This window comes from Blautia sp. 1033sp1_1033st1_G9_1033SCRN_220408 (genome assembly GCF_040929965.1).
Taxonomy (GTDB): domain Bacteria; phylum Bacillota; class Clostridia; order Lachnospirales; family Lachnospiraceae; genus Blautia_A; species Blautia_A ammoniilytica.
This window is the reverse complement of the sequence record NZ_JBFKZO010000001.1, coordinates 282,007-304,912: the sequence shown is the minus strand read 5'-3', so window position 1 is coordinate 304,912 and position 22,906 is coordinate 282,007. Positions and strand designations below refer to the sequence as shown.

18 protein-coding genes and 2 tRNA genes are annotated in these 22,906 nt (G+C 45.0%); 4 read left to right on the top strand and 16 right to left on the bottom strand.

Annotation, left to right across the window (positions count from 1 at the left end; translation table 11 throughout):
• The first annotated feature begins 113 nt into the window (after positions 1–113).
• Together AB5916_RS01415 and AB5916_RS01410 are read left to right on the top strand one after the other, a co-directional pair.
• A complete protein-coding gene (locus tag AB5916_RS01415; RefSeq protein ID WP_158422038.1) occupies positions 114–1,301 on the top strand; it encodes a cation:proton antiporter in 1,188 nt (395 codons plus the stop codon).
• Positions 1,302–1,514: 213 nt separating this feature from the next.
• Positions 1,515–1,901: a DUF1292 domain-containing protein gene (locus AB5916_RS01410; RefSeq protein ID WP_158422039.1), complete on the top strand. Its 387-nt coding sequence runs from the start codon at positions 1,515–1,517 to the stop codon at positions 1,899–1,901.
• A 43-nt stretch (positions 1,902–1,944) separates the two neighbouring features.
• On the opposite strand, the gene AB5916_RS01405 is transcribed toward AB5916_RS01410, so the two are convergent.
• The 15 genes from AB5916_RS01405 to AB5916_RS01335 all read right to left on the bottom strand — a co-directional run bounded on the left by AB5916_RS01405 (position 1,945) and on the right by AB5916_RS01335 (position 20,279).
• Positions 1,945–2,460 (bottom strand): deoxyuridine 5'-triphosphate nucleotidohydrolase, encoded by a 516-nt coding sequence (locus AB5916_RS01405; protein ID WP_158422040.1) that lies wholly within the window; start codon positions 2,458–2,460, stop codon positions 1,945–1,947.
• Between the two features lie 74 nt (positions 2,461–2,534).
• On the bottom strand, positions 2,535–4,634 hold the full coding sequence (locus tag AB5916_RS01400; protein ID WP_158422041.1) for a polyribonucleotide nucleotidyltransferase: 2,100 nt from the start codon (positions 4,632–4,634) through the stop codon (positions 2,535–2,537).
• A gap of 309 nt (positions 4,635–4,943) precedes the next feature.
• Positions 4,944–5,210, bottom strand: a complete 267-nt coding sequence (gene rpsO, locus AB5916_RS01395) for a 30S ribosomal protein S15 (protein ID WP_158422042.1) — start codon at positions 5,208–5,210, stop codon at positions 4,944–4,946.
• 312 nt (positions 5,211–5,522) lie between these two features.
• A complete protein-coding gene (locus AB5916_RS01390) occupies positions 5,523–7,187 on the bottom strand; it encodes a Na/Pi cotransporter family protein (protein WP_368188957.1) in 1,665 nt (554 codons plus the stop codon).
• Between the two features lie 62 nt (positions 7,188–7,249).
• On the bottom strand, positions 7,250–8,167 hold the full coding sequence (locus AB5916_RS01385; protein WP_368188956.1) for a bifunctional riboflavin kinase/FAD synthetase: 918 nt from the start codon (positions 8,165–8,167) through the stop codon (positions 7,250–7,252).
• Between the two features lie 52 nt (positions 8,168–8,219).
• Positions 8,220–9,107, bottom strand: a complete 888-nt coding sequence (truB, locus tag AB5916_RS01380; RefSeq protein WP_368189023.1) for a tRNA pseudouridine(55) synthase TruB — start codon at positions 9,105–9,107, stop codon at positions 8,220–8,222.
• The gene (locus AB5916_RS01375) at positions 9,104–10,066 is read right to left on the bottom strand and encodes a bifunctional oligoribonuclease/PAP phosphatase NrnA (RefSeq protein ID WP_368188955.1); all 963 of its coding nucleotides are present in this window, start codon (positions 10,064–10,066) and stop codon (positions 9,104–9,106) included. Before AB5916_RS01375 ends, truB begins: the two co-directional genes overlap by 4 nt.
• A gap of 11 nt (positions 10,067–10,077) precedes the next feature.
• On the bottom strand, positions 10,078–10,488 hold the full coding sequence (rbfA, locus tag AB5916_RS01370) for a 30S ribosome-binding factor RbfA (protein WP_158422046.1): 411 nt from the start codon (positions 10,486–10,488) through the stop codon (positions 10,078–10,080).
• Between the two features lie 34 nt (positions 10,489–10,522).
• Positions 10,523–13,573, bottom strand: coding sequence for a translation initiation factor IF-2 (infB, locus tag AB5916_RS01365; RefSeq protein ID WP_368188954.1), 3,051 nt, complete (start codon positions 13,571–13,573; stop codon positions 10,523–10,525).
• Between the two features lie 88 nt (positions 13,574–13,661).
• The gene (locus AB5916_RS01360; protein WP_368188953.1) at positions 13,662–13,994 is read right to left on the bottom strand and encodes a L7Ae/L30e/S12e/Gadd45 family ribosomal protein; all 333 of its coding nucleotides are present in this window, start codon (positions 13,992–13,994) and stop codon (positions 13,662–13,664) included.
• The gene (locus AB5916_RS01355) at positions 13,981–14,259 is read right to left on the bottom strand and encodes an RNase P modulator RnpM (RefSeq protein WP_158422049.1); all 279 of its coding nucleotides are present in this window, start codon (positions 14,257–14,259) and stop codon (positions 13,981–13,983) included. The genes AB5916_RS01360 and AB5916_RS01355 overlap by 14 nt, the downstream gene beginning before the upstream one ends.
• On the bottom strand, positions 14,256–15,446 hold the full coding sequence (gene nusA / locus AB5916_RS01350; protein ID WP_368188952.1) for a transcription termination factor NusA: 1,191 nt from the start codon (positions 15,444–15,446) through the stop codon (positions 14,256–14,258). Before nusA ends, AB5916_RS01355 begins: the two co-directional genes overlap by 4 nt.
• Before the next feature lie 26 nt (positions 15,447–15,472).
• A complete protein-coding gene (gene rimP / locus AB5916_RS01345) occupies positions 15,473–15,937 on the bottom strand; it encodes a ribosome maturation factor RimP (protein ID WP_158422051.1) in 465 nt (154 codons plus the stop codon).
• A 146-nt stretch (positions 15,938–16,083) separates the two neighbouring features.
• Positions 16,084–18,330, bottom strand: a complete 2,247-nt coding sequence (locus AB5916_RS01340; protein ID WP_368188951.1) for a DNA topoisomerase (ATP-hydrolyzing) subunit A — start codon at positions 18,328–18,330, stop codon at positions 16,084–16,086.
• 23 nt (positions 18,331–18,353) lie between these two features.
• Positions 18,354–20,279 carry a type IIA DNA topoisomerase subunit B gene (locus tag AB5916_RS01335; protein WP_158422053.1) on the bottom strand — a complete coding sequence of 642 codons (1,926 nt, stop codon included), beginning with the start codon at positions 20,277–20,279 and terminating at the stop codon, positions 18,354–18,356.
• Between the two features lie 204 nt (positions 20,280–20,483).
• Here AB5916_RS01335 and AB5916_RS01330 point away from each other — a divergent pair.
• A tRNA-Glu gene (locus tag AB5916_RS01330) sits at positions 20,484–20,555 on the top strand.
• Between the two features lie 40 nt (positions 20,556–20,595).
• Positions 20,596–20,667: transfer RNA gene (locus AB5916_RS01325), tRNA-Glu, on the top strand.
• A 79-nt stretch (positions 20,668–20,746) separates the two neighbouring features.
• Here the strand turns inward: AB5916_RS01325 and AB5916_RS01320 are convergent.
• Positions 20,747–22,897 (bottom strand): RNA degradosome polyphosphate kinase, encoded by a 2,151-nt coding sequence (locus AB5916_RS01320; RefSeq protein ID WP_368188950.1) that lies wholly within the window; start codon positions 22,895–22,897, stop codon positions 20,747–20,749.
• Positions 22,898–22,906: the final 9 nt, after the last annotated feature.

The window sequence follows — 22,906 nt, the reverse complement described above, 5'->3', positions numbered from 1 at the left end:
CAATTTGACAGATAAAAACAGCTTTTCTTGCTTGCATACCTAAAACAGCAATGCTATAATTGTTCCGTTACAAAGGAACCTTAAAATACCTATTATATGAGGGGGAATTATGAATGGAAACTTATGAGATTTTTAAAGATCTGGCCATTATCCTGATCTCTGCCAAATTGTGCGGTCTTCTCGCCGGAAAGCTGAAAGCACCGCAGGTTGTAGGGGAGATCATTGCAGGACTTCTGATTGGTCCTTGTATGCTTGGTCTTGTTCAGCAAACAGATCTGATCAGCGGTCTGGCCGAGATCGGTGTTGTTCTGCTTATGTTTTTTGCCGGTCTTCAGACCAGTCTGAAGGATCTGATGCGTACAGGCTGGAAAGCCTTTCTGATCGCCTGTTCAGGAGTACTGGTCCCGCTTCTTGGCGGATATCTGCTTTATAGCTGCTATTATGGTTTTGCTCCCGGCGGTTCTTCCGGTTTTTACTCTGCGATCTTTACCGGAGTGATCCTGACAGCCACCTCTGTAAGTATTACGGTTGCCACCTTGAAGGAGCTGGGCTATCTTAAAACAGAAACCGGAACAACCATTATGAGTGCTGCGATCATTGACGATGTGATCGGGATCATTGTACTGACCTTTGTAATTGGTATGAAAGATCCTAATTCCAAGCCTTCCAAGGTGATCATTTCCACTGTGCTGTTTTTCCTGATCTTCTTCATCCTGGGTGTTCTGATCTGCAAATTCTTCCAGTGGCTGGACAAGCGTTATCCTCATACAAGGAGACTTCCTATTTTCGGCTTTGTACTTGCCTTTGCCATGGCCTATATTGCAGAAAAATATTTCGGCATCGCTGATATTACCGGTGCTTATGTGGCAGGTATTATCCTGTGCAGCATTGATGATGCAGAATACATTGCCCGCAAGGCAGATGTAAGCTCATACATGGTATTCGCTCCTGTTTTCTTTGCCAGCATTGGATTGAAAACAAACATTGATCAGCTGACACCTGCTCTTCTTCTTTTCTGTGTACTTTTTGTGGCAATAGGACTGATCACCAAGATTATAGGCTGTGGACTGATGTCCAAGGTACTTGGTTTTAGCGGCGAAGATTCTATCAAAATCGGAATAGGCATGATGACTCGTGGAGAGGTTGCCCTGATCGTTGCTCAAAAGGGCCTTCAGGTTGGTATGATCGAGTCCAAGTATTTCACAGCTGTGATCCTGCTGATCCTGGTATCTTCCGTGATCACACCTATTTTCCTGAAATTGATTTACTCCCGTTCCTCTTCCAGGGCGTTAAGCAAATAAGGAATACCAGTGATATATTGAGTAAATATACAATACCAGTCATACATTAAGTAAATAAACAATACCAGTCATACATTAAGCTACATTAAGCAAATAAACAATACCAGTCATTGCAATCTGGTTACATATCTGTTAGTATAATGATACCTGTGGGTGTGCAAAGCATAAAGCGATCCACAGGTATCATATTAAAGAAAAGCGAGGTTCATTTTTATGAGCGATACAGAATTTGGCTGCAGTGGCAGTACTTCCTGCAGCCCCAGCGACTGCGCTTCCTGTGCAGGCGGCTGTGGCGGCAGTGACATTTCTTCCCACCGTACCATCACTCTCACCATGGAGGATGATACAGAAGTAGAATGTGCCATCCTGACCATCTTCCCGGTAGATGCAAAAGAATACATTGCACTTCTTCCTCTGGATGAGAACGGTCAGAATACTGATGGAGAGGTATATCTTTACTCCTTCACCCGCACAGAATCCGGCGATCCAATGCTGGCAAATATTGAAGATGATGAAGAATACAATAAAGCAGCCGTTGCTTTTGATGTTGTCCTTCAGAATGCACGGGATGCAGAAGAAGCCGGAGCTCCCCTGGAATAATCTTCCAGGGGCTCCGGCCTCTTTTTTGTCTGCCAGGTTTTCCTTATTTTCCTGTGGTACTTCCAAACCCGCCATTTCGCACATCTGTTACATCATCATCTACTGTAATACCGTATTCTACAAAGATTCCCTGCATGAAGCCTGTGCCTGCAGCAATCTCCACAATTTTCCCTTCCTTTGAATCATTGGTCAGCTTTGCAAAAATATGTCCCTCATTATCAGAATAGAAATAATCACTGTCAATGATCCCTACTGTATTATTCAGCTGCAGCCTATATTTAAATCCAAGACCGCTTCTTGGATAACATTTCAATACCCAGTCCTGTTCCATTTCCACACGGATCCCAGTAGGGATCTTCACAGTTTCACCAGGCTTAATGGTATAACTTACCGGTGCAAAAAAATCATACCCGGCACTTCCTGCAGTGGCTCTTCTGGGAAGAGAAAGATTCTCATATACAGCCTTTACTTCTTCCTCTTTCATTTCCGGAAATGAATCCTTCCAGTCACCGGCAAATCTTTCAAAGCTTACTTTATGGAATTTTCCGATTCTTCTCATAATTCTAACTCCTGTAAAAAGAGCTGCCACATCAATCCTGCAGCAGCCCTTTGCTCTTATTGTAATAATAGAATTTATTTTCTTGCTTCTGCCGGAACATCCTTGATGCTGAAGCTCATTCTTCCCATCTTGTCTTTTCCAAGGCAGATCACTGTCACCTTATCTCCAAGTGTAAGTACATCCTCTACCCGGTTGATGCGCTCCTTGCAGATCTTGGAAATATGAACCATACCCTCTTTGCCTGGTGCAAACTCAACAAATGCGCCAAACTCCTTAATACTGATCACACGGCCGGTAAAGATCTGACCCTGTTCAAAATCTGTAGCAATGATCTCAATCATTTTCTTGGCTTCTTCCATACTCTTGGCATCAACACCACAAATGGAAACTGCGCCTTCGTCTGTAATATCGATCTTAACACCTGTACGCTCAATAATCGTATTGATGGTCTTTCCACGCTGTCCAACTACATCACCAATCTTCTGCGGATCGATCTGGATCTGGATGATCTTAGGTGCATAAGCACCAACGCTTGGACGTGGACCTGGGATACATTTCTCGATCACTTCTGTAAGGATGTACTCTCTTGCCTCTTTGGTACGTGCAATTGCTTCCTCTACGATCTGTCTGGTAAGACCATGGATCTTAATATCCATCTGGATAGCTGTGATACCATCATGGGTACCTGCTACCTTAAAGTCCATATCACCAAAGAAATCCTCAAGACCCTGGATATCGGTCAGTACGATGTAATCATCATCTGTATCTCCGGTAACAAGACCGCAGGAAATACCTGCAACCGGTTTCTTGATTGGTACTCCGGCTGCTTCCAGAGACATGGTAGATGCGCAGATACTTGCCTGAGAAGTAGAACCATTGGACTCAAAAGTCTCAGACACTGTACGGATTGCATATGGGAACTCTTCTTCACTTGGAAGTACTGGTACAAGAGCTCTCTCTGCCAGTGCTCCATGACCAATCTCACGACGTCCCGGTCCTCTGGACGGCTTTGTCTCGCCTACAGAGTAGGATGGGAAGTTGTAGTGATGCATATATCTCTTGGATGTTTCAAACTCATCCAGTCCGTCCAGTCTCTGTGCCTCGGCAAGCGGTGCCAAAGTAGTCACTGTACAGATCTGTGTCTGTCCTCTTGTAAACATGGCAGAACCATGAACTCTGGGGATAATATCCACTTCTGCAGCCAGAGGACGGATCTGCTTGATGGCACGTCCATCCGGACGCTTGTGGTCTTTCAGGATCATCTTACGTACAGTCTTCTTCTGATACTGGTATACAGCCTCGCCAAGTACAGCCAGCCATTCTTCTTTATCTGCAAAAGCTTCTTTCAGCTTCTCAGTAACCTGTGCCACATTGTTCTCTCTTGTCTGCTTGTCATCAGAGAATACTGCCACTTCCATTTCTTCTGGAGGAACGATCTCTTTGATGGCTGCAAAAAGCTCTTCCGGAACTGCACAGGACTGATACGTATGCTTTTCTTTACCACACTCTGCTACGATCTTATCGATGAATTTGATGATCTCCTGATTGACTTCATGTGCCTTGTAGATGGCTTCGATCATCTTTGCTTCGGGAACCTCATTGGCTCCGGCCTCGATCATGATCACCTTGTCTCTTGTGGAAGCAACTGTCAGCTGAAGGTCAGACATATCCTTCTGTGCAAGAGTAGGGTTGATAATAAACTCTCCATCAATCAGTCCAACCTGTGTGGTTGCACATGGACCGTCAAATGGAATATCGGAAATACAGGTAGCAATGGAGGAGCCCAGCATTGCAGGGATCTCAGGATTGCACTCCGGATCAACAGACATAACCATATCTACCAATGTAACATCATTTCTATAATCCTTAGGAAACAGAGGACGCATTGGACGGTCAATCACACGGGAAGTAAGGATCGCATGCTCACTGGCCTTTCCCTCTCTCTTGTTGAATCCGCCCGGGATCTTCCCAACAGCGTACATCTTCTCTTCATATTCTACACTTAAAGGGAAAAAGTCAATTCCCTCTCTTGGCTCCTTTGATGCTGTAGCTGTTGCCAGTACAGTGGTATCGCCATAATGCATCAGGGCTGCACCGTTTGCCTGCTTTGCAACACGTCCGATGTCTACAGTAAGCGTTCTTCCAGCTAATTCCATGGAATAACTTTTGTACATCTTTTTTCTCCTTTTCAATTCTCTTATTTTCTTTGATCTGACACAGAAGCCCGAAACAACTGAAAAAACCATTTGCCTGCCAAAGCAACTGGGCTTTTCAGTAGTCTCGGAATAACTTCTGCTGCCTTAACATAAGAATCCTGCAAAGCAGGATTCTCCGCCTGCGGCGGGTCGCCTTAAGCGACATCTACCCTTCCGCCGCAGTGCGATCCTGCCCGGTAGGGCTTTTTTATGTACTAGGAAATTCCAACGGAATTTCCTAGTACATAAAACAGGGACGGATGGAAATCCGTCCCTTCCGCATACTAATTACTTTCTTAAACCTAATTTTTCAATCAGTGCACGGTATCTTGCGATATCTGTTTTCTTTAAGTAAGCTAACAGACCACGTCTCTGTCCAACCATTTTCAGAAGACCTCTTCTTGAATGATGGTCTTTGTGGTTGCTCTGAAGATGCTCGGTAAGTTCCTGGATCCTTGCTGTAAGGATAGCTACCTGAACCTCCGGTGAACCTGTATCACCTTCGCTTCTTGCATACTCTTTCATGATCGCTGCTTTCTTTTCTTTTGAAATCATCTTTGATTTCCTCCTTAAAATAATATTATAGATGCTCCGGCAAATCCTTACCGTAAGCCTGCAGGTAAACGCCGCATATTAAGAGACGGTCGGAGTTTCCAACCTCTGAATATGGGCTGTACCCACACAAAAGACAGTATAGCATATCCGCCTTTTTCTGTAAACCTTTTTCCATAGAACTTTTCAGTTGTTTTTCATGAAATTTATCATGACTTTTCATGAAACGTTCCTTTTGTTTCTCATAAAACTTTTCAGTTGTTTTTATAAAACTATTCAGCTGCTTTCCCAGTTTAATTGTTACCAGATACAGCTTTATCTTCCAGCGGCTTTTGCACGCTCCTCTTTCTGCTGCTCAATAGGATCGTCGTCCAAAAGGGAAAAAGCAATGTTGGTAGCATGGTCAGATACTCTCTCCAAACCGGATATAATATCAGAGAACATCATACCTGCGCTGGCTGTACATTCGCCTCTGGTAAGACGCTGGATGTGTGACTCCTGCAGTTCCCTTTCTGTTTCATCTACATGATCTTCCAAATCCAGGATCTCCTGCATATGTTCCTGATTATTGCTTGAGAACATATCCAGCGCATATGTGGTAATCTTGATCACCATGTCCAGCATGCTGGACAACTCACGCTTGGCAGATTCGCTGAAGCCGATATTCTGCTTCAACCGGGCTACTGCTGCGTCTGCAATATTCTCCGCATGATCCCCGATACGCTCAATATCATTCACCACATGGAACAAACCGCCAATGCTCTTTGCGTCATCTGCCGGAAGAGTAGTACCATTTACCTTTACAAGATAACTGGTGATCTCATGATTCAGATAATCGATCTGCCTCTCCACCTGATATACCTGTTCGATCTCCTGCTCATCCAGCGTAACCAGTGCATTCATGGCACGCTCCAGATTGGAAATGGCCATATGTCCCATTCTCTCCATCTCCCGGATCGCATCGAATACAGCAGTTGTAGGAGAATAAACTGATTTTTCGCCAATATACTGAAGATGGAAGCCTTCTTCTTCCGTCTCTTCCTTTCCTCTTACAACCCAGCCGGTCATCTTTACGATCTGCTTGATAAACGGTGCAAGGATCAATACCTCCACGATCTTGATCAATGTGTGGGCATTTGCCACCTCACGGCCCGGATTGCTTCCGGAAACAAATTCAATAAAGTGTGTGATCGGTTCCAATGCCACAGTCAGGGCCACATACATGATGATCGTACCCAAAATATTAAACAGCAGATGGATCATTGCCGCTCTCTTTGCATCACGCTTGCCATTCAGACCGGCAAGAAGTGCAGATACACAGGCTCCAATATTACATCCAAGGATAATGAAGAAACAGATCCTCATATCCAGCAGCCCCTGATTTGCAAGGAGGAGCACAATACCAACCGTAGCTGAAGAGCTCTGAAGGACTGCTGTAACCACAAGACCTACGATCAATGCTGCAAAATGACCGTTAAGAGATCCCATGATCTCAACTACCTGAGGGGATTCCCTCAAAACTGCCATGGAACTGGACATTGTATTCAGTCCCATAAACAGGATACCAAAGCCAAGAAGTACCTCGCCCACTCTCTGGACTTTCACCTTCTTGGAAATCATTACCAGTATGATACCAGCCATAACAATGGCAGGTGCCAGTGCGGAAAGGTTAAATGAAATCAGCTGTGACGTGACTGTAGTACCAATATTAGCTCCCATGATCACGCCTGCGGCCTGGTACAGATCCATCAACCCTGAGTTTACAAAGCTGACCACCATAACTGTACAGGCACTGGATGACTGGATCACTGCTGTAAAAAGAGTACCTACAAGGATCCCACGTAATGGGGTCTTTGTAAAGAACTCAAGAATCGCTCTCATCCTGGCTCCAGCCGCCTGTTCCAAGCTGTCGCTCATCAACCTCATACCATATAAGAAGAGCCCAAGCCCTCCCATAAGTCCAAGAATAATCTCTGCCATTGCTCAATTATCTCCCTTGTATTTTACACTTTTTTTACTGTTTCTTTACAGTAGCTACATCATTAACTATATATGATATTTTGGTTTTTGTCCATGAAATCTTTTCCCTGTTGTGCATCTTTTAAAAGCTGGGTCTTCAAAGCCTCAAGGGATGGGAATTTATGTTCTGGCCTCAGATAATGCAGAAATTCTACCTTACAGGGCTTTCCATATAGATCCTGGCTGCAATCAAACAGGTAGGTCTCAACGCCGATAAAGGATTCTCCTCCCACTGTAGGCTTACACCCAATATTGGTGATTCCCCCATATACCTGGTTTTCAAAATGAGAAACGGTTACATAAACACCGTTTGGAGGCATCAGCTTATCCGGATCAGGAATCATATTTGTTGTTGGAAGAAGCATTCTGTGTCCAAGGCCTCGCCCATGCAAAATCTCTCCGGCAAGAAAATAGGGTCTGCCCAGCAGATCCTCTACTTTTTCCATTTTTCCCTTTTTCAGTTCTTCCCGTATAAACGTACTGCTTACCTTTCGTCTGCCATCCATCTCTTTTGAGATAACTTCAGCATGGAAACCGTATTTTGCACCAAAACTTTTCAAAAGCTGGGGAGTACCTTTCCTGCCGTATCCAAACCGATAATCTTCTCCTACTGCTACAAAACCGGCATGCAAATCTCCAAGCAAAATCTCTTTTATAAAATTCTCAGCCTTCTGATGCTTAAAGCTGTCAGTCAAAGGACACTCCACCAAAACATCTATACCTGCTTTTTCAAGGAAATCAGCCCTTTCCTTACGGGAAAGGATCATCTTTTCATTTACATCAATGGCAAAAAGCACTGCCTTAGAGCCTGTCATATTCTTGTATTCCAGTACCTTTTCCACCAGACGCATATGGCCTCTGTGGATCCCGTCGAACTTTCCCAGGGTCACACCGCAAGGTGCAAGCCTTGGAAATTCCCCGTTTATCTTCAGATATTCCATCATCTGCTCCTTAATTCAATTCATGTCCAATACTTGTAAAAATATCACTCATTCAAATAAACATTTTTACAGGGAAATACCTTTGTTTCCCTTGATCCCACTGATAGATCCCCACAAAATTCCCTGTGCTGCCATACATACGGACCCAGCCTTCTTTAACATTTTCATTTACCAGCTCCTGGATCAGGGGATTTCCATTTTGAAGAAGCCTGTCACCAGCCTGGGTACACATCAATTTGGGATACTCACCAAGGACCTGTTCCACAGGAATCACAAGATGGGATATCTTTCCCTGATCTCTTATCTCTTCCACCTGTGCCAGCGTATAGGCTTCTTCCAGCGTATATCGTCCCACCTTTGTCCTTACAAGGCTTTCCATACAGCCTCCGCAGCCTAATGCCTCTCCAATATCATTGCACAGGGTACGTATATATGTCCCCTTGCTACAGGTGACTGTAAGCTTTATAAGCGGCAGGGCAATCTTCTGGATCTCTATACCGTAGAAAAATACAGGCCTGGCCTTACGCTCTACCGTCTTACCTTCTCTTGCCAGTTCATACAGCTTTTTACCATTTACCTTCAGTGCAGAATACATAGGTGGAACCTGCATCTGCTCTCCAAGGAAACCATTTACTGTATCTTGGATCTGCTCTTCGGTTACATGTACAGGATGCTCTTCAAGAACCGTACCGGTCATGTCCTGGGTATCTGTTACCACTCCCAGGCGAAGTACCGCTTCATAAGTCTTTTCTTTGTCTGTAAGCATATCCACCAGACGGGTACCCTTGCCAAGAGCAACCGGAAGCACACCTTCTGCCTCCGGATCCAGGGTACCTGTATGGCCGATCTTTTTCATGGATAGAATCCCACGAAGCTTAGCTACCACATCATGGGAGGTATATCCTTTTTCTTTTCTGATTACAATGATTCCGTCCATTATTTGTCCTGTCCCAACAGCTGTTTTTCAATCTGTTCGGATATGTTATTGATCACATCATATACAGAACCTGCCATATCACAGCCTGCTGCTCGCATATGTCCGCCTCCTCCGAAATAAACGGCAATCGCACTTACATCCACCTGGCCATTAGATCGGAGAGAAACCTTAAACACCTGGCTTTCTACTTCATACAGGAACATGGCTACCTCTACGCCCTGGGTAAGGCGGAGCTGGCTTACAACTCCATCCAGATCCTTGCCTTCCACACCGTAAAAATCCATGTCTCTTTTTTTCATGCAGCCTACAATGCATCTTCCATCCAGCAGCATAATGCTTTCTGCCAAAATACGACCCATTACCTGATTCTGCAGGTAGGTTTTCTGATAAAAAGATTCATCAATGATCTTGCTGAAATTAAATCCTGTTTCCATCAGCGTGGCAGCGATCCGCATCGTTTTTGGTGTGGTGGAAGAATACTGGAACACGCCTGTATCATGAACGATCCCTGTATAAATAGCAGTTGCAATGTCCTTATCCACTTTTTCAGGATCGAGAAGCCCGTAAAGCACTTCGCAGGCTGAACTGACTTCTCCCTCCACATGATTCACATCTGCAAAGCCAAGATTGCTTACATGATGATCCACGCAGGCAGTTTTCTTTGCATGTTCAAAATATTCCCCGGCAACTGCCAGCCTGTCTCTTGAGCTTACATCACAGGTAACAAAAAGGTCATACTGTCTGTCCCCGTCTGCTTCTGTCTTAATATCTTCAATGTGACTGATATAATGAAAAACCGGCTTTGGGCTTTCCAGATAAATGTCCGCTTTGATCTGCGGAAAATATTTTCTGATGTACAGATATAATGCCATACAGGAGCCTACACAGTCTCCATCCGGCCGGACATGACCTCCGATTCCCAATGTCTTAACGCCATTCAGTATCTCTTCAATCCTCTCCATATCTTACCTCGTCACTCTTCCCTTCCGTCTCCTGATTTTTCTTCCTGGTCAGGCTGTGATGTTTTTGCATCCTTCATCATTACGTCATCGATCAGCTTTGACATATTCACGCCATATTCAATGGACTCATCCAGAATAAAACGGATCTCCGGTGTATTCCGCAGATTCAATGTCCTTGCAAGCTCCCGGCGGATATATCCTTCTGCATTCTTCAGACCCTTGATCGTGGACTGCTTTGCTTCCTCGTTACCCAGGACACTGATAAATGCCTTACATGTTTTCAGGTCAGGCGCTACTTCCACTGCCATGACAGATGTCATTGGATGAATACGTGGATCCTTGATCTCTTCACGGATGATCTTGCTTAATTCTTTCTGCACTTCACCGTTTATCCTGGTATTCTTAATGCTGTTTTTCCTCATAATTATCTCCTATCCTGACGCTTGCCCGGATGTTCTATCTTGGCACTTCTACCATGATATACGCTTCAATCTTATCTTCTTCTTTTACGTCATTGAAATCATTAAATACAAGACCACATTCGTAGCCTGCCTTAACTTCTTTCACATCGTCTTTAAATCTCTTCAGGGATGAAAGCTCGCCTTCATAGATCTGCTCCTCACCTCTGGTAATACGTACTTTGCAGTTTCTCTGGAACATACCGTCCAGAACGTAACTTCCTGCGATCGTACCGATACCGGAAGCCTTGAACAGCTGACGAACCTCTGCATGGCCGATCACCTTCTCTTCGTAGATTGGATCCAGCATACCCTTCATAGCTGCTTCCACATCCTCGATTGCCTGATAGATCACTTTGTACAGACGCAGATCTACCCCTTCCTGCTCAGCCAGCTGCTTTGCAGTAGTATCAGGACGTACATTAAAGCCAATGATGATCGCATTAGAGGTAGCTGCCAGACTTACGTCAGATTCATTGATAGCACCAACACCACCATGGATCACTCTTACTACAACTTCCTGGTTAGAAAGCTTTACAAGACTCTGTTTTACCGCTTCCACAGATCCCTGTACATCTGCCTTCACGATGATAGGCAGTTCTTTCAGGTCACTTGCCTGGATCTGGTCAAACAGATTGTCAAGAGAAAGCTTGCCTTTCGTTTCTTCCAGCAGACGGTTTTTATTCTCAGATACAAATGCTGCTGCAAAATTCTTGGCGTCTTTATCATTCTCAAAGGACATCAGCACCTCTCCTGCGTTTGGCACATCACCAAGACCCAGGATCTCCACAGGTGTGGATGGTCCGGCTTCTTTTACCCGGCGTCCCTTGTCATCCATCATTGCACGAACCTTACCACTGCAGGCACCTGCCGCAATAAAGTCTCCCACATGGAGAGTACCCTTCTGTACAAGAATGGTAGCAACAGGTCCTTTACCTTTATCCAACTGTGCCTCGATCACAAGACCTCTTGCCGCACGGTTAGGATTGGCTTTCAGTTCGGAAACCTCTGCAGTAAGAAGGATCATCTCAAGCAGATCCTCAATACCCTCCCCTGTTTTTGCTGAAACAGGTACAAAGGCTGTGCTTCCGCCCCAGTCCTCAGGGATCAGTTCATATTCGGAAAGCTCCTGTTTTACACGCTCAATATTGGCACTTGGTTTATCGATCTTGTTAATAGCAACAATGATCTCCACTCCCGCTGCCTTCGCATGACTGATCGCCTCTACAGTCTGTGGCATCACACCATCATCTGCTGCAACTACAAGAACTGCAATATCTGTAGCATTGGCACCACGCATACGCATAGCTGTAAATGCCTCATGTCCTGGTGTATCAAGGAATGTGATCTTCTGACCATTGATATCTACCACATAAGCACCAATATGCTGAGTGATACCACCAGCCTCGCCTCTTGTAACATTTGTCTTACGGATCGCATCAAGAAGAGATGTTTTACCATGGTCAACGTGACCCATTACACATACAACCGGAGGTCTGGGAACCATAGTGGACTGATCTTCTTCATCTTCTTTCAGAAGCTCGCCGATCACATCTACCTTTTCCTCCTGTTCTGCAATGATGTCGAATTCCATGGCGATTTCCTGTGCTTTTTCAAAATCGATCTCATGGTTTACAGTTACCATCTGTCCCTGCATGAAAAGCTTTTTCACGATTACAGATGGCTGCATCTTCATAGCTTCTGCCAGTTCACGGATGGTCATTTTCTCCGGCAGGGTAATTTCTTTTACTTCAGGCTGTTTTTTCTCTTCCGGCTGTTTCTGCTGGGGAGCCAGCTTCTGAAGTGCCTTTGGCAGTCTGGATACCATACCACGGCCACCCTGGTTTGGTCTGTGTCCGCCACTTGTCTTATCAAAATCTTTCTTTTTGTTTTTATTTTCTCTGTCACGCTCACGCTTGCTGTCCTTGGTGCCTTTGGTAAGTTCTGGAGTAAATACTGTATCGGAAGCACCTGTGCTTCTTCTTGCACCCTGACGCTGTCCGCCTCTTCCCTGGCTGAAACGTCCGTCTCCTCTTCCTTCACCTCTGTTATCACGATTATCCGGACGGCCTTCTCCTCTGCCTGCACCCTGTGGTCTGCCCTGGCCAAAACGTCCGCCCTGGCCTGCACCCTGGCGCTGTCCTGGTCTGGAATCTCCTGGTCTTGACGGTCTTCCCTCATTGGAACGTGCCGGGCGTCCGCCTGCTTCTCCGAATCTTGGATTTCGCTGTGTACTATCTCCGTTTCTCTGAGGACGGCCGCCGCCCTGACGGTCAAAGCTTCTTCTTTCCCCATTACGGTTATCATTCCCACGGAATCCTCGTCCGGACTGTCCGTTGCTGTTTCCAGCTGGACGGCCTTCTCCTCTGCCTGCGCCTTGTGGTCTGCTGCCTTCATTTCTCGGTCTGTCAGATCCCTGTCTTGACTCAGCCGGTTTTGCTTCAGCCGGTTTTGCAGCCTGTACCGGTGCTGCAAATGGTTTTGCTGTCTCTGCTGGTTTTGCAGTCTCAACCGACTTTGCACTTTCTGCCGGTTTAATGCTCTCCACTGGCTTTGCTGCCTGTACTGGTGCTGCAGATGGTTTTGCAGTCTCAACCGACTTTGCACTTTCTGCCGGCTTTACGTTCTCTGCAGGCTTTGCTGCAGCAGGTTTTGCCGGTGCCACTGCCTGGCTTCTTGGCTGTGCAGGGCGTGCCCCCTGTGGTCTCTGGCGCTTCTCGCCAAGCGGTTTCTTTCTTCCTTTTCCGCCATCACTGGCATTCTGTGCATGATATACGCGGATAATATTTTTTTTCTTTTTCGGCGCTTCTGTTTTTTCAGCATCCGTCTTCGCCGTAACTACCTTTTCTTCTGTCTTAGGAGTCTCCAATTTCGTATCTTTCTCCTTTCCTAGATCCTTTATTTTTTTTCTGATAACAGCTGCCTGGGATTCCTCCACATTGCTCATATGGCTTTTTACGTCAATCCCTTCAACTCTTAATAATTCCATAATCTCCCGATTTTGCTTTCCCAGCTCTTTGGCAAGCTCATGTACCCTGATTCTGGTCATTTACCTTCCTCCTTCTTACCAAATACCTGTAAAGCAGATGAACTGCTTTATTTCTCTTTTGCAAAACGGAATCTGTAACAGCTGGTGGTTATGCCTCTTCTGGAAACACACCACTACCAGCCAGTTTCTTAATGAGAGCATTTGCAAAATTCTCATCCTGCACTGCTGCACTGGCCCGAAATTCTTTGCCCATGGCTTTTCCCAGCATTTCCTTGTCTTCTTTCAGGATAAACAAAGGCACCTGATAATAAGCACACATATTCCGGAATTTCTTTTTTGTGTTATCGGATGAATCACCGGCAACAAGAACCACATAACCTTTGCCGGACTTTACGGATTTTTCAGTGGAAAATTCGCCGCTTACCGTCTTTCCGGCCTTTGTGGCCAAACCTAACAATGATAATGCTTTATTTTGAATCAATTCCGTCGAACTCCTTTTCCAGGCTGTCATAAACCTCATCCGGTATGGATACCTTCAGGGAGCGCTCCAGTCCATGATTTTTCCTGGCCTTTTCCAGGCATTCCCTGGAAAAACAGAGATACGCACCACGGCCATTCTTCTTCCCTGTTGCATCCAGAAGGATCTCTCCTTCTCCGGTTCTTAAAACCCGGATCATCTCTTTTTTATTTTTCATTTCCCTGCAGCCAGTACACTGCCGCATAGGGATCTTGCCTTTTGTTTTCATGCTTCCTCTGTTTCTTCTGAAGATGGCTCTTTGTCAGCTTCCGGCTGAGGCTCCTGGGAATCCTGTACTTCTGCTTCTACAGGCTCCTCATATTCGTCCTCATCGTAATACTCCTCATCTTCATCCTCATCATAGTCATAGAAGTCTCCGGATTCTTTAGCCTGTGTCTCACTCTTGATATCAATTTTGAAACCTGTAAGACGGGCTGCCAAGCGGGCATTCTGTCCTTCCTTGCCAATAGCAAGGGAAAGCTGGTAATCCGGCACTACAACAAGTGCAGTCTTCTCATCCGGATCCGCCATAACAGCGATCACCTTTGCAGGGCTTAATGCATTCTCGATGAGAATAGCCGGATTCTCATCCCAGTTGATAATATCGATCTTCTCTCCGCGAAGCTCATTTACGATGGCTCCTACACGGGAACCGTTCACACCCACACAAGCTCCTACAGGATCTACATCCGGATCATTGCTCCATACAGCGATCTTTGTACGGGATCCAGCCTCTCTGGCAATGCTCTTGATCTCTACAGTACCGTCTTTTACTTCTGCAACTTCAGACTCAAAAAGACGTTTCACCAGGCCCGGATGGGTCCTGGACACAAGAATACGGGGACCCTTCGGGGTATCCTTTACTTCCAGGATATAAACCTTGATATGCTCTGTAGGCTGGAATGTCTCCCCCTTCACCTGCTCATTCTCGCTAAGGACTGCATCAGCCTTTCCAAGGTTAATGCTTACATTTCTGCCCATCACCCGCTGTACAATACCTGTTACAACTTCTTTCTCAATGCCGTAATACTGATCATACAGCACTTTACGTTCTTCCTCACGGATCTTCTGAAGGATCACATTCTTAGCATTCTGTGTAGCGATCCTGCCAAACTTATCTGAATGGATCTGAACCTTTACCACATCGCCGATCTCTGCATTTGCATTGGTCTTTCTTGCATCCTCCAGGGATACTTCCTCCACCGGATCCTCTACATATTCAACAACGGTCCGGTCTGCATATACGCTAAAGTCGCAGGTATCCCTGTCAATGCTTACATGCACGTTGTCAGCCTTTCCAAAATGGTTCTTGCAAGCCTGGATCAGAGACTGCTCAATTGCTTCCAAAAGAGTTTCTTTGCTGATATTTTTTTCTTTTTCCAGCGTATCCAGTGCCTCCATTAACTCTCTGTTCATTTTTCTCTTTTCCTCCTAATAAGTCCTTAAAACTGAATTGCCAGCCGGATCAGTGCGATCTCTTTCCTATCGAATACTCGGTTCTGTCCATCTTCGTCAATTGTCACACTGTTACCATCATATGCGGTCAGAACACCGCAAAATTCTTTCTGTTTTTCGATTGGCCGGTAGGTCCGGATTTCTACCAGCTTTCCAAGGCTCCTGGCAAAGTCCTTTTCCTTTTTCAGTGGACGGTCAAGCCCAGGAGAACTGATCTCCATAATATAGCTGTCTTCGATAAAATCCTGTTCATCCAGCTTATCACTGAAAATACGGCTTACAGCTTCACAGTCATTCACTGTAATCCCGCCGGGTTTGTCAATATAGCCTCGCAAATACCAGCATCCTGCTTCCTTTACATATTCTACGTCTACCAGTTCAAAGCCCTGTTCTTCTACAATAGGAGCCAAAAGTGCTTCTGCCCTCTGCTGATATTCTTCTCGTCTGCTCATGCTTCCCACCTGCCTTTCCAACATGTCCCTTTATCAGCAAAAAGAGTGGGCGTCTGCCCACTCCTATGCCAACAAGTTCTTAGTTTCTTTTGCCATTGTAGCACCAATCCTAGGGAATTGCAAGGGCTTTTTCCTTAATAAATGTGTTACAGCCTTGGTTTTACCCCTTTTGTATCCCTTTTTGCCAGTTTCACCTTATTCAGGGAATACTCCTTCTCTTTGTAAGTAATGTTATATTCCCTGTGGCCTTCCAACAAATAAGCGTGCTCCACAGCATCACCCTCTGTCAGCTTCATGCCTCTTACACCAACTGCTGTTTTCTTCATGGATGAGACTTCCTGTTTCAGGAACCTTAGGAAATATCCCTCCCTGGTCTGAAATACCACCTGCTCCATCTCATCTGCAAGACCAACAAAGATCAGGTAATCCTCCGGGTTTAATTTGGTGGAAGCTATCGTTCTTTTTGCCACATCAAATTCTTCGCCTTTTACCAGCTTACACATGGAAGCTGCTGTCACAAACATAAGGGAGCCATTTCGAATCTGCTCCATAGGTGCCACATATATGATCTGTTCCTTTGCACTTTCATAATTGCTCAAATTATCTGCAGGTGTGCCCTTATCCCGGAATCGTCCCAGGGGAATGTCTGCCACCTTAATAGAATGCATCCGTCCACCGTCTGTAAACAGACAGATCTTATCTGTATTCATACAGGTAAAGATATATTTATTCTCGCTGTTGGCTGCTTCTTTATTTCTTTCGTAAACATTCATATCCACCAGCTTCATATAGCCGAAGCGATCCATCAGGAAGCATACCTGCATTTCTTCCATTTTTTTCTCTTCATATACAGCTTCCTGGGCATTTTCAATGGTTGTCCGCCTTTTTACAGTATATTCCTTCTTGATCCGATCCAGATCATCCATGATCACATGTGCCATAGAATCATAATTATTCAGAATATCTTCGTATCTGGCAATATTGTCCATGGTCTGCTTGTACTCAGCTTCCAGGGCTTCGATCTCCAGACCAATGAGACGATACAGACGCATTTCCAGAATAGCCGTTGCCTGCTTTTCAGAAAAATGCAGCTTCCCGGCTGCCGTTTCACTTGCCTTTGACTTAAAACGGATTCCCTTTGTAACACCTTCCACCAGACATTTTTTCACCTGCTCCCGGTTCTTGCTTCCACGCAGGATTTCAATGATCAGGTCGATCACATCGCAGGCCTTGATCAGCCCTTCCTGAATCTCTTTTTTGTCCATCTCTTTTGCAAGAAGGGTGGTGTATTTCCTTGTAGTGACCTCAAAAAGAAAATCCACATGATACTCGATCACCTGCTTAAGGCTTAAGGTTTCCGGTCTGCCCTCTGCCACTGCCAGCATATTAACGCCAAAGGTATCCTCCAGCCTGGTTTTCTTATACAGCATATTGGTCAGATTCTCCACATCCGTATCCTTTTTCAGTTCCAGTACGATACGGATCCCTTCTTTGGAAGACTGGTTGGAAATGTCAAGAATGTCTGTAGTCTTTTTTGTTTCTACCAGGGCAGCTACGTCATTCAGGAATTTACCGATATTTGCTCCCAGCATGGTATACGGGATTTCTGTGATCACCAGCAGCTGTCTGCCGTTTTTTTGCTTTTCAATCTGCACTCGTCCACGGATACGGATCTTCCCGGTTCCTGTTTCATAAATATTCAGAAGCTCATCTTTATTGACAATGATACCTCCGGTAGGAAAATCCGGGCCTTTCATATAACGCATCAGCCCCTTAACACTGATCTCATTATTTTTCATATATGCTTTAACCGCATCCACCACTTCTCCCAGATTGTGGGGCGGAATACTGGTAGCCATACCTACCGCAATACCGTCTGCACCATTTACAAGAAGATTAGGGATACGTACAGGCAGTACCTCCGGTTCTTTCTCCGTTTCATCAAAGTTAGGAAGAAAATCCACCACATTCTTATCAAGGTCTGCAAGGAATACTTCCTGGGTAAGCTTTTCCAGCCTGGCTTCCGTATACCTCATAGCTGCAGCTCCATCTCCTTCAATGGAGCCGAAGTTTCCATGTCCATCCACCAGGGTCTTGCCCTTTTTGAAATCCTGAGCCATCACTACCAATGCCTCATAAATGGAGCTGTCTCCGTGCGGGTGGTATTTACCCATGGTATCTCCAACAATACGGGCGCATTTTCTGTAAGGACGGTCATACCGGATCCCCAGCTCATACATATCATAAAGGGTACGCCTTTGTACAGGCTTCAAGCCATCCCTTACATCAGGAAGTGCCCTGGAAATGATCACGCTCATGGCATAATCAATATATGATTTCTGCATTACTTCCGAATAATCGGCAGCAATTATATTATCCTGCTTTGTTTCCATCTTCTATATCCTCTCTGCACTGACTATACGTCCAGTTCTGCATCTGTAGCATGCTCATAGATAAATGCCTTCCTGGGAGGCACATCACTGCCCATCAGGATTTCTGTCACACTGGATGCAAGCCTTGCATCCTCGATCTCCACCCTCTTCATCCGTCTTGTTTCCGGATTCAGGGTGGTTTCCCACAGCTGCTGGGCATCCATTTCACCAAGACCTTTGTATCTTTGCAGGGTAAAGGTACCGGATTTGTGGGTACGTCTGTATTTTTCTAATGCCTTATCATCATACAGATATTCCTCTTCGCCTTTTTTTGGCATAACCTTATACAGCGGAGGCATGGCAATATACACATGTCCTTCATAGATCAGTTCCGGCATGAAACGGTAAAATAACGTAAGAAGCAAGGTTGAAATATGTGCTCCATCCACATCCGCATCTGCCATGATCACGATCTTATCATAGCGCAGCTTTGTAATATCAAAATCATTTCCGTAGCCTTCTGAAAAGCCACAGCCAAAAGCATTGATCATGGTCTTGATCTCTGCATTTGCCAGTACCTTGTCAATAGTGGCCTTCTCCACATTCAGAATCTTACCCCTGATTGGAAGGATAGCCTGATAATTCCTATCCCTGGCTGTTTTGGCAGAGCCGCCTGCAGAATCTCCCTCTACAATAAAGATCTCGCAAAGAGCAGGATCCTTTTTCTCACAGTTAGCCAGTTTCCCATTGGAATCAAAGGAATATTTCTGTTTTGTAAGAAGGTTTGTCTTTGCACGTTCTTCTGTTTTGCGGATCTTTGCAGCTTTTTCCGCACAGGAAAGTACAGTCTTTAAGGTTTCAAGATTTCTGTCAAAAAACAGTACCAGCTGTTCTCCCGTTACCTTGCCGGTAGCACGGGCAGCATCCTGATTATCCAGCTTAGTCTTGGTCTGTCCTTCAAATCTTGGCTCCGGATGCTTCACCGACACAACTGCAGTCATACCATTCCGGATATCTGCCCCTGTAAAATTCGGATCTTTTTCTTTTAATATGCCAATTTCCCTGGCATAAGTATTCATCACTGTTGTGAAAGTGGTCTTAAAGCCAGTGAGATGAGTACCGCCTTCTGCATTATAAATGTTATTGCAAAAGCCTAGCACATTCTCCCGGAATTCATTGGTAAACTGAAATGCCACTTCCACCTGGATTCCATCTGCTTCGCCCTTAAAATAAACTGGCTCATGCAGTGTTTCTGAATTCTGATTCAGATCCCGGATATAACCCACGATACCCTCTGGCTCATGATAGGTAATATCCTCAGTCGCGTCCCCTCTTTTGTCCTCAAAGCGGATGGTCAATTCCGGATTCAGATATGCTGTCTCATGAAGACGGCTTTTTACTTCTGTAGCAGAGAAACGGGTCTTTTCAAAAATCTCCGGATCTGGCAGGAAATTCACACAGGTGCCTGTTGTCTTTGTCCGGCCCAGCTTCGGCAAAAGACCGCCTTCCAGAGGTATCGTAGGGATTCCTCTTTCATAATGGTCATGATGGATATAGCCGTCACGGCTGATCTTGATATCCAGATATACAGATAATGCATTTACAACAGAAGAACCTACTCCATGAAGTCCGCCACTTGTCTTATATGCAGAATGGTCAAACTTACCGCCTGCATGAAGTGTAGTAAACACAAGACGTTCTGCGGACATTCCCTTTTCGTGCATGTCCACCGGAATGCCTCGTCCATTGTCTGTAACTGTACAAGAGCCATCCTTTTCCAGAACCACATGGATCAGGCTGCAGTATCCTGCCAGGTGCTCATCTACTGCATTATCCACAATCTCGTAGATCAAATGGTTCAGACCCTTTCGCGATACACTTCCGATATACATTCCCGGCCGTTTACGGACCGCCTCCAATCCCTCCAGTACAGATATACTGCCTGCGTCATAGGTATCTTTTTTTGCCATGACTGTTTCAGATCCTTTCTTAACTGCCCAGTCCCATCTTTACTTCCATCGGCTGAACAGATATACTTGTTCTTTATTACGTTCAAACATTCGTTCTATATCATACCCCAGATCATACGGTTTTTGCAAGCATGAAAAATTTTTTAAAAAAGTGCTTGCATTTTTCTGAAAGGTAGTATATACTAAGCAAGTCGGTTGACGCAAGGCCAGTTGGTCAAGGGGTTAAGACGCCGCCCTCTCACGGCGGAAACACGAGTTCGATTCTCGTACTGGCTGCTATATTTAACCGATATTTATAAGTTTTATTTATACATATGGCCAGTTGGTCAAGGGGTTAAGACGCCGCCCTCTCACGGCGGAAACACGAGTTCGATTCTCGTACTGGCTGCTTTAGAAGAACTGTTTTTACAGTTCTTTTTTTGTGTAATCATAATATGGGGATGCCCTTTGGCATCCCCATATTATGATTATTCAATATCTTCTGCCGGTTCTGCCGGAATAAATACACGTCCATGATCTGTTTTCTGCTTTTTCACAGCTTTAGCCTTATCTTCCGCTTCCTGACAAAAAATCATCTGAGAATTCACTTTTGCTTTTCCACGTCGATTCATCTTTTCATAGGTTCCGTCTGGCTGCAAGATATGCGCCTTTACATTATCCTTAAACTCCACATCCAAGATATGCTTAATTTCTTTTTTAATCTCTTCATCCTCTACTGGGAATACGATCTCTACACGACGATCCAGGTTACGCGGCATCCAGTCTGCACTTCCCATAAAAATCTCTTCATTACCGCCATTATGGAAATAGAAAATACGACTGTGTTCCAGGAAATCTCCTACAATGGATCTTACATGGATATTCTCGCTTACTCCTGGCACTCCCACCTTCAGGCAGCAGATTCCTCTTACCAGAAGGTAGATCTGTACTCCGCAGGCAGAAGCCCGATACAGAGCTGCAATGATCTTGCGGTCACAAAGTGAATTCATCTTTGCCACAATAAAAGCCGGAATCCCCTTCTGTGCCATTTCCGCTTCCCTGTTGATAAGCTTCAAAAAACGATCCTTCATCCAGATCGGAGCTACAACCAGCCGGTTCCAGCTTTTTGGTTCTGAATATCCGGACAGCATATTAAATACAGCAGTTGCATCTTCCCCGTAACGTTCATCACAGGTAAAAATACCACAGTCCGTGTAAAGCTTTGCAGTAGAATCATTATAATTACCGGTAGCCAGATGCACATATCTGCGAATGCCTGTTTCTTCTCTACGCACCACAAGTGTGATCTTGCTGTGGGTTTTCAACCCTACCAGTCCATAAATAACATGGCAGCCTGCTTTTTCAAGCATTTTTGCCCATACAATATTATTCTCTTCATCAAACCTTGCCTTCAGCTCCACAAGTACAGATACCTGCTTGCCATTTTCTGCTGCCTGCGCAAGGGCTGCGATAATAGGGGAATTGCCGCTGACACGGTACAAAGTCTGCTTGATAGCCAGTACATCCGGATCCTTTGCAGCCTGGCGTACAAAATTAACTACAGGATCAAAGCTCATGTATGGATGATGAAGGAAAACATCTCCTTCACGGATCACCTGGAAAATATCTTTGTCGTTCTGAAAGGCTGGTACAGGAGCAGGCACATGCTTTTTCGCCTTGTACTCCTCATAGCCTTCCACACCGTAAACTTTCATCAGCATGGTAAGATCCAGCGGACCGTTAATATAAAAAATATCCTCATCCTTGATCTCAAACTCTGTTTTCAAGATATCCAGCAGTCTTTCATCTGTTTTTTCTTCTACTTCCATGCGAATCACTTCGCCCCACTGACGTTTCTTCAGCTGTTTCTGGATCTCAACCAGCAGATCCTCTGCTCCATCCTCATCAATGGTCAGGTCTGCATTACGCATGATCCTGTAAGCATGTGCACATACCACGTCATACCCCAGGAACAGCTCACCGATATTTTTCTCGATCACTTCTTCCAGAAGGATCACTGTTGTGTCGTTTTCTTTAACGGATGGGATCTGGATCACTCTCGGAAGCACGGAGGGAACCTGCACAGTAGCAAAAACAGTGGATTCTTTTCCTTTTTTCTTGTCCCTTTTGGAAATCAGTGCGCCAATATTTAATGTTTTATTCCGAATCAGTGGAAAGGGTCTGGAGGAATCCATAGCCATAGGAGTAAGCACAGGATATACATTGTCTTCAAAATAGCGATCCACATACTCCTGTTGTTCCTGATTCAGATCCTCATGTCTTGCCATCAGATGAAATCCAGCCTTTTCCAGTGCCGGCAGAAGGGAACGGTTCAGAGTATTATACTGAACATTCACCAGTTCATGGGTCTGAGAGCTGATCTCCTTTAACTGTTCCTTTGGAGTCATTCCTGCAATATCTTTTTTCTCATAATCTGCATGTACCTGATCCTTCAAGGAAGCCACACGTACCATGTAAAACTCATCCAGATTTGAAGAAGTGATGCTTAAAAATTTCAGTCTTTCAAACAGAGGAAGGTTTTTGTCCCTGGCCTCGCTGAGCACCCGGTCATCAAACTTCAGCCAGCTTAATTCACGATTCACATAATATTCCGGTTTTTCAAAATTTTTTTTATCCATGATGCTCTC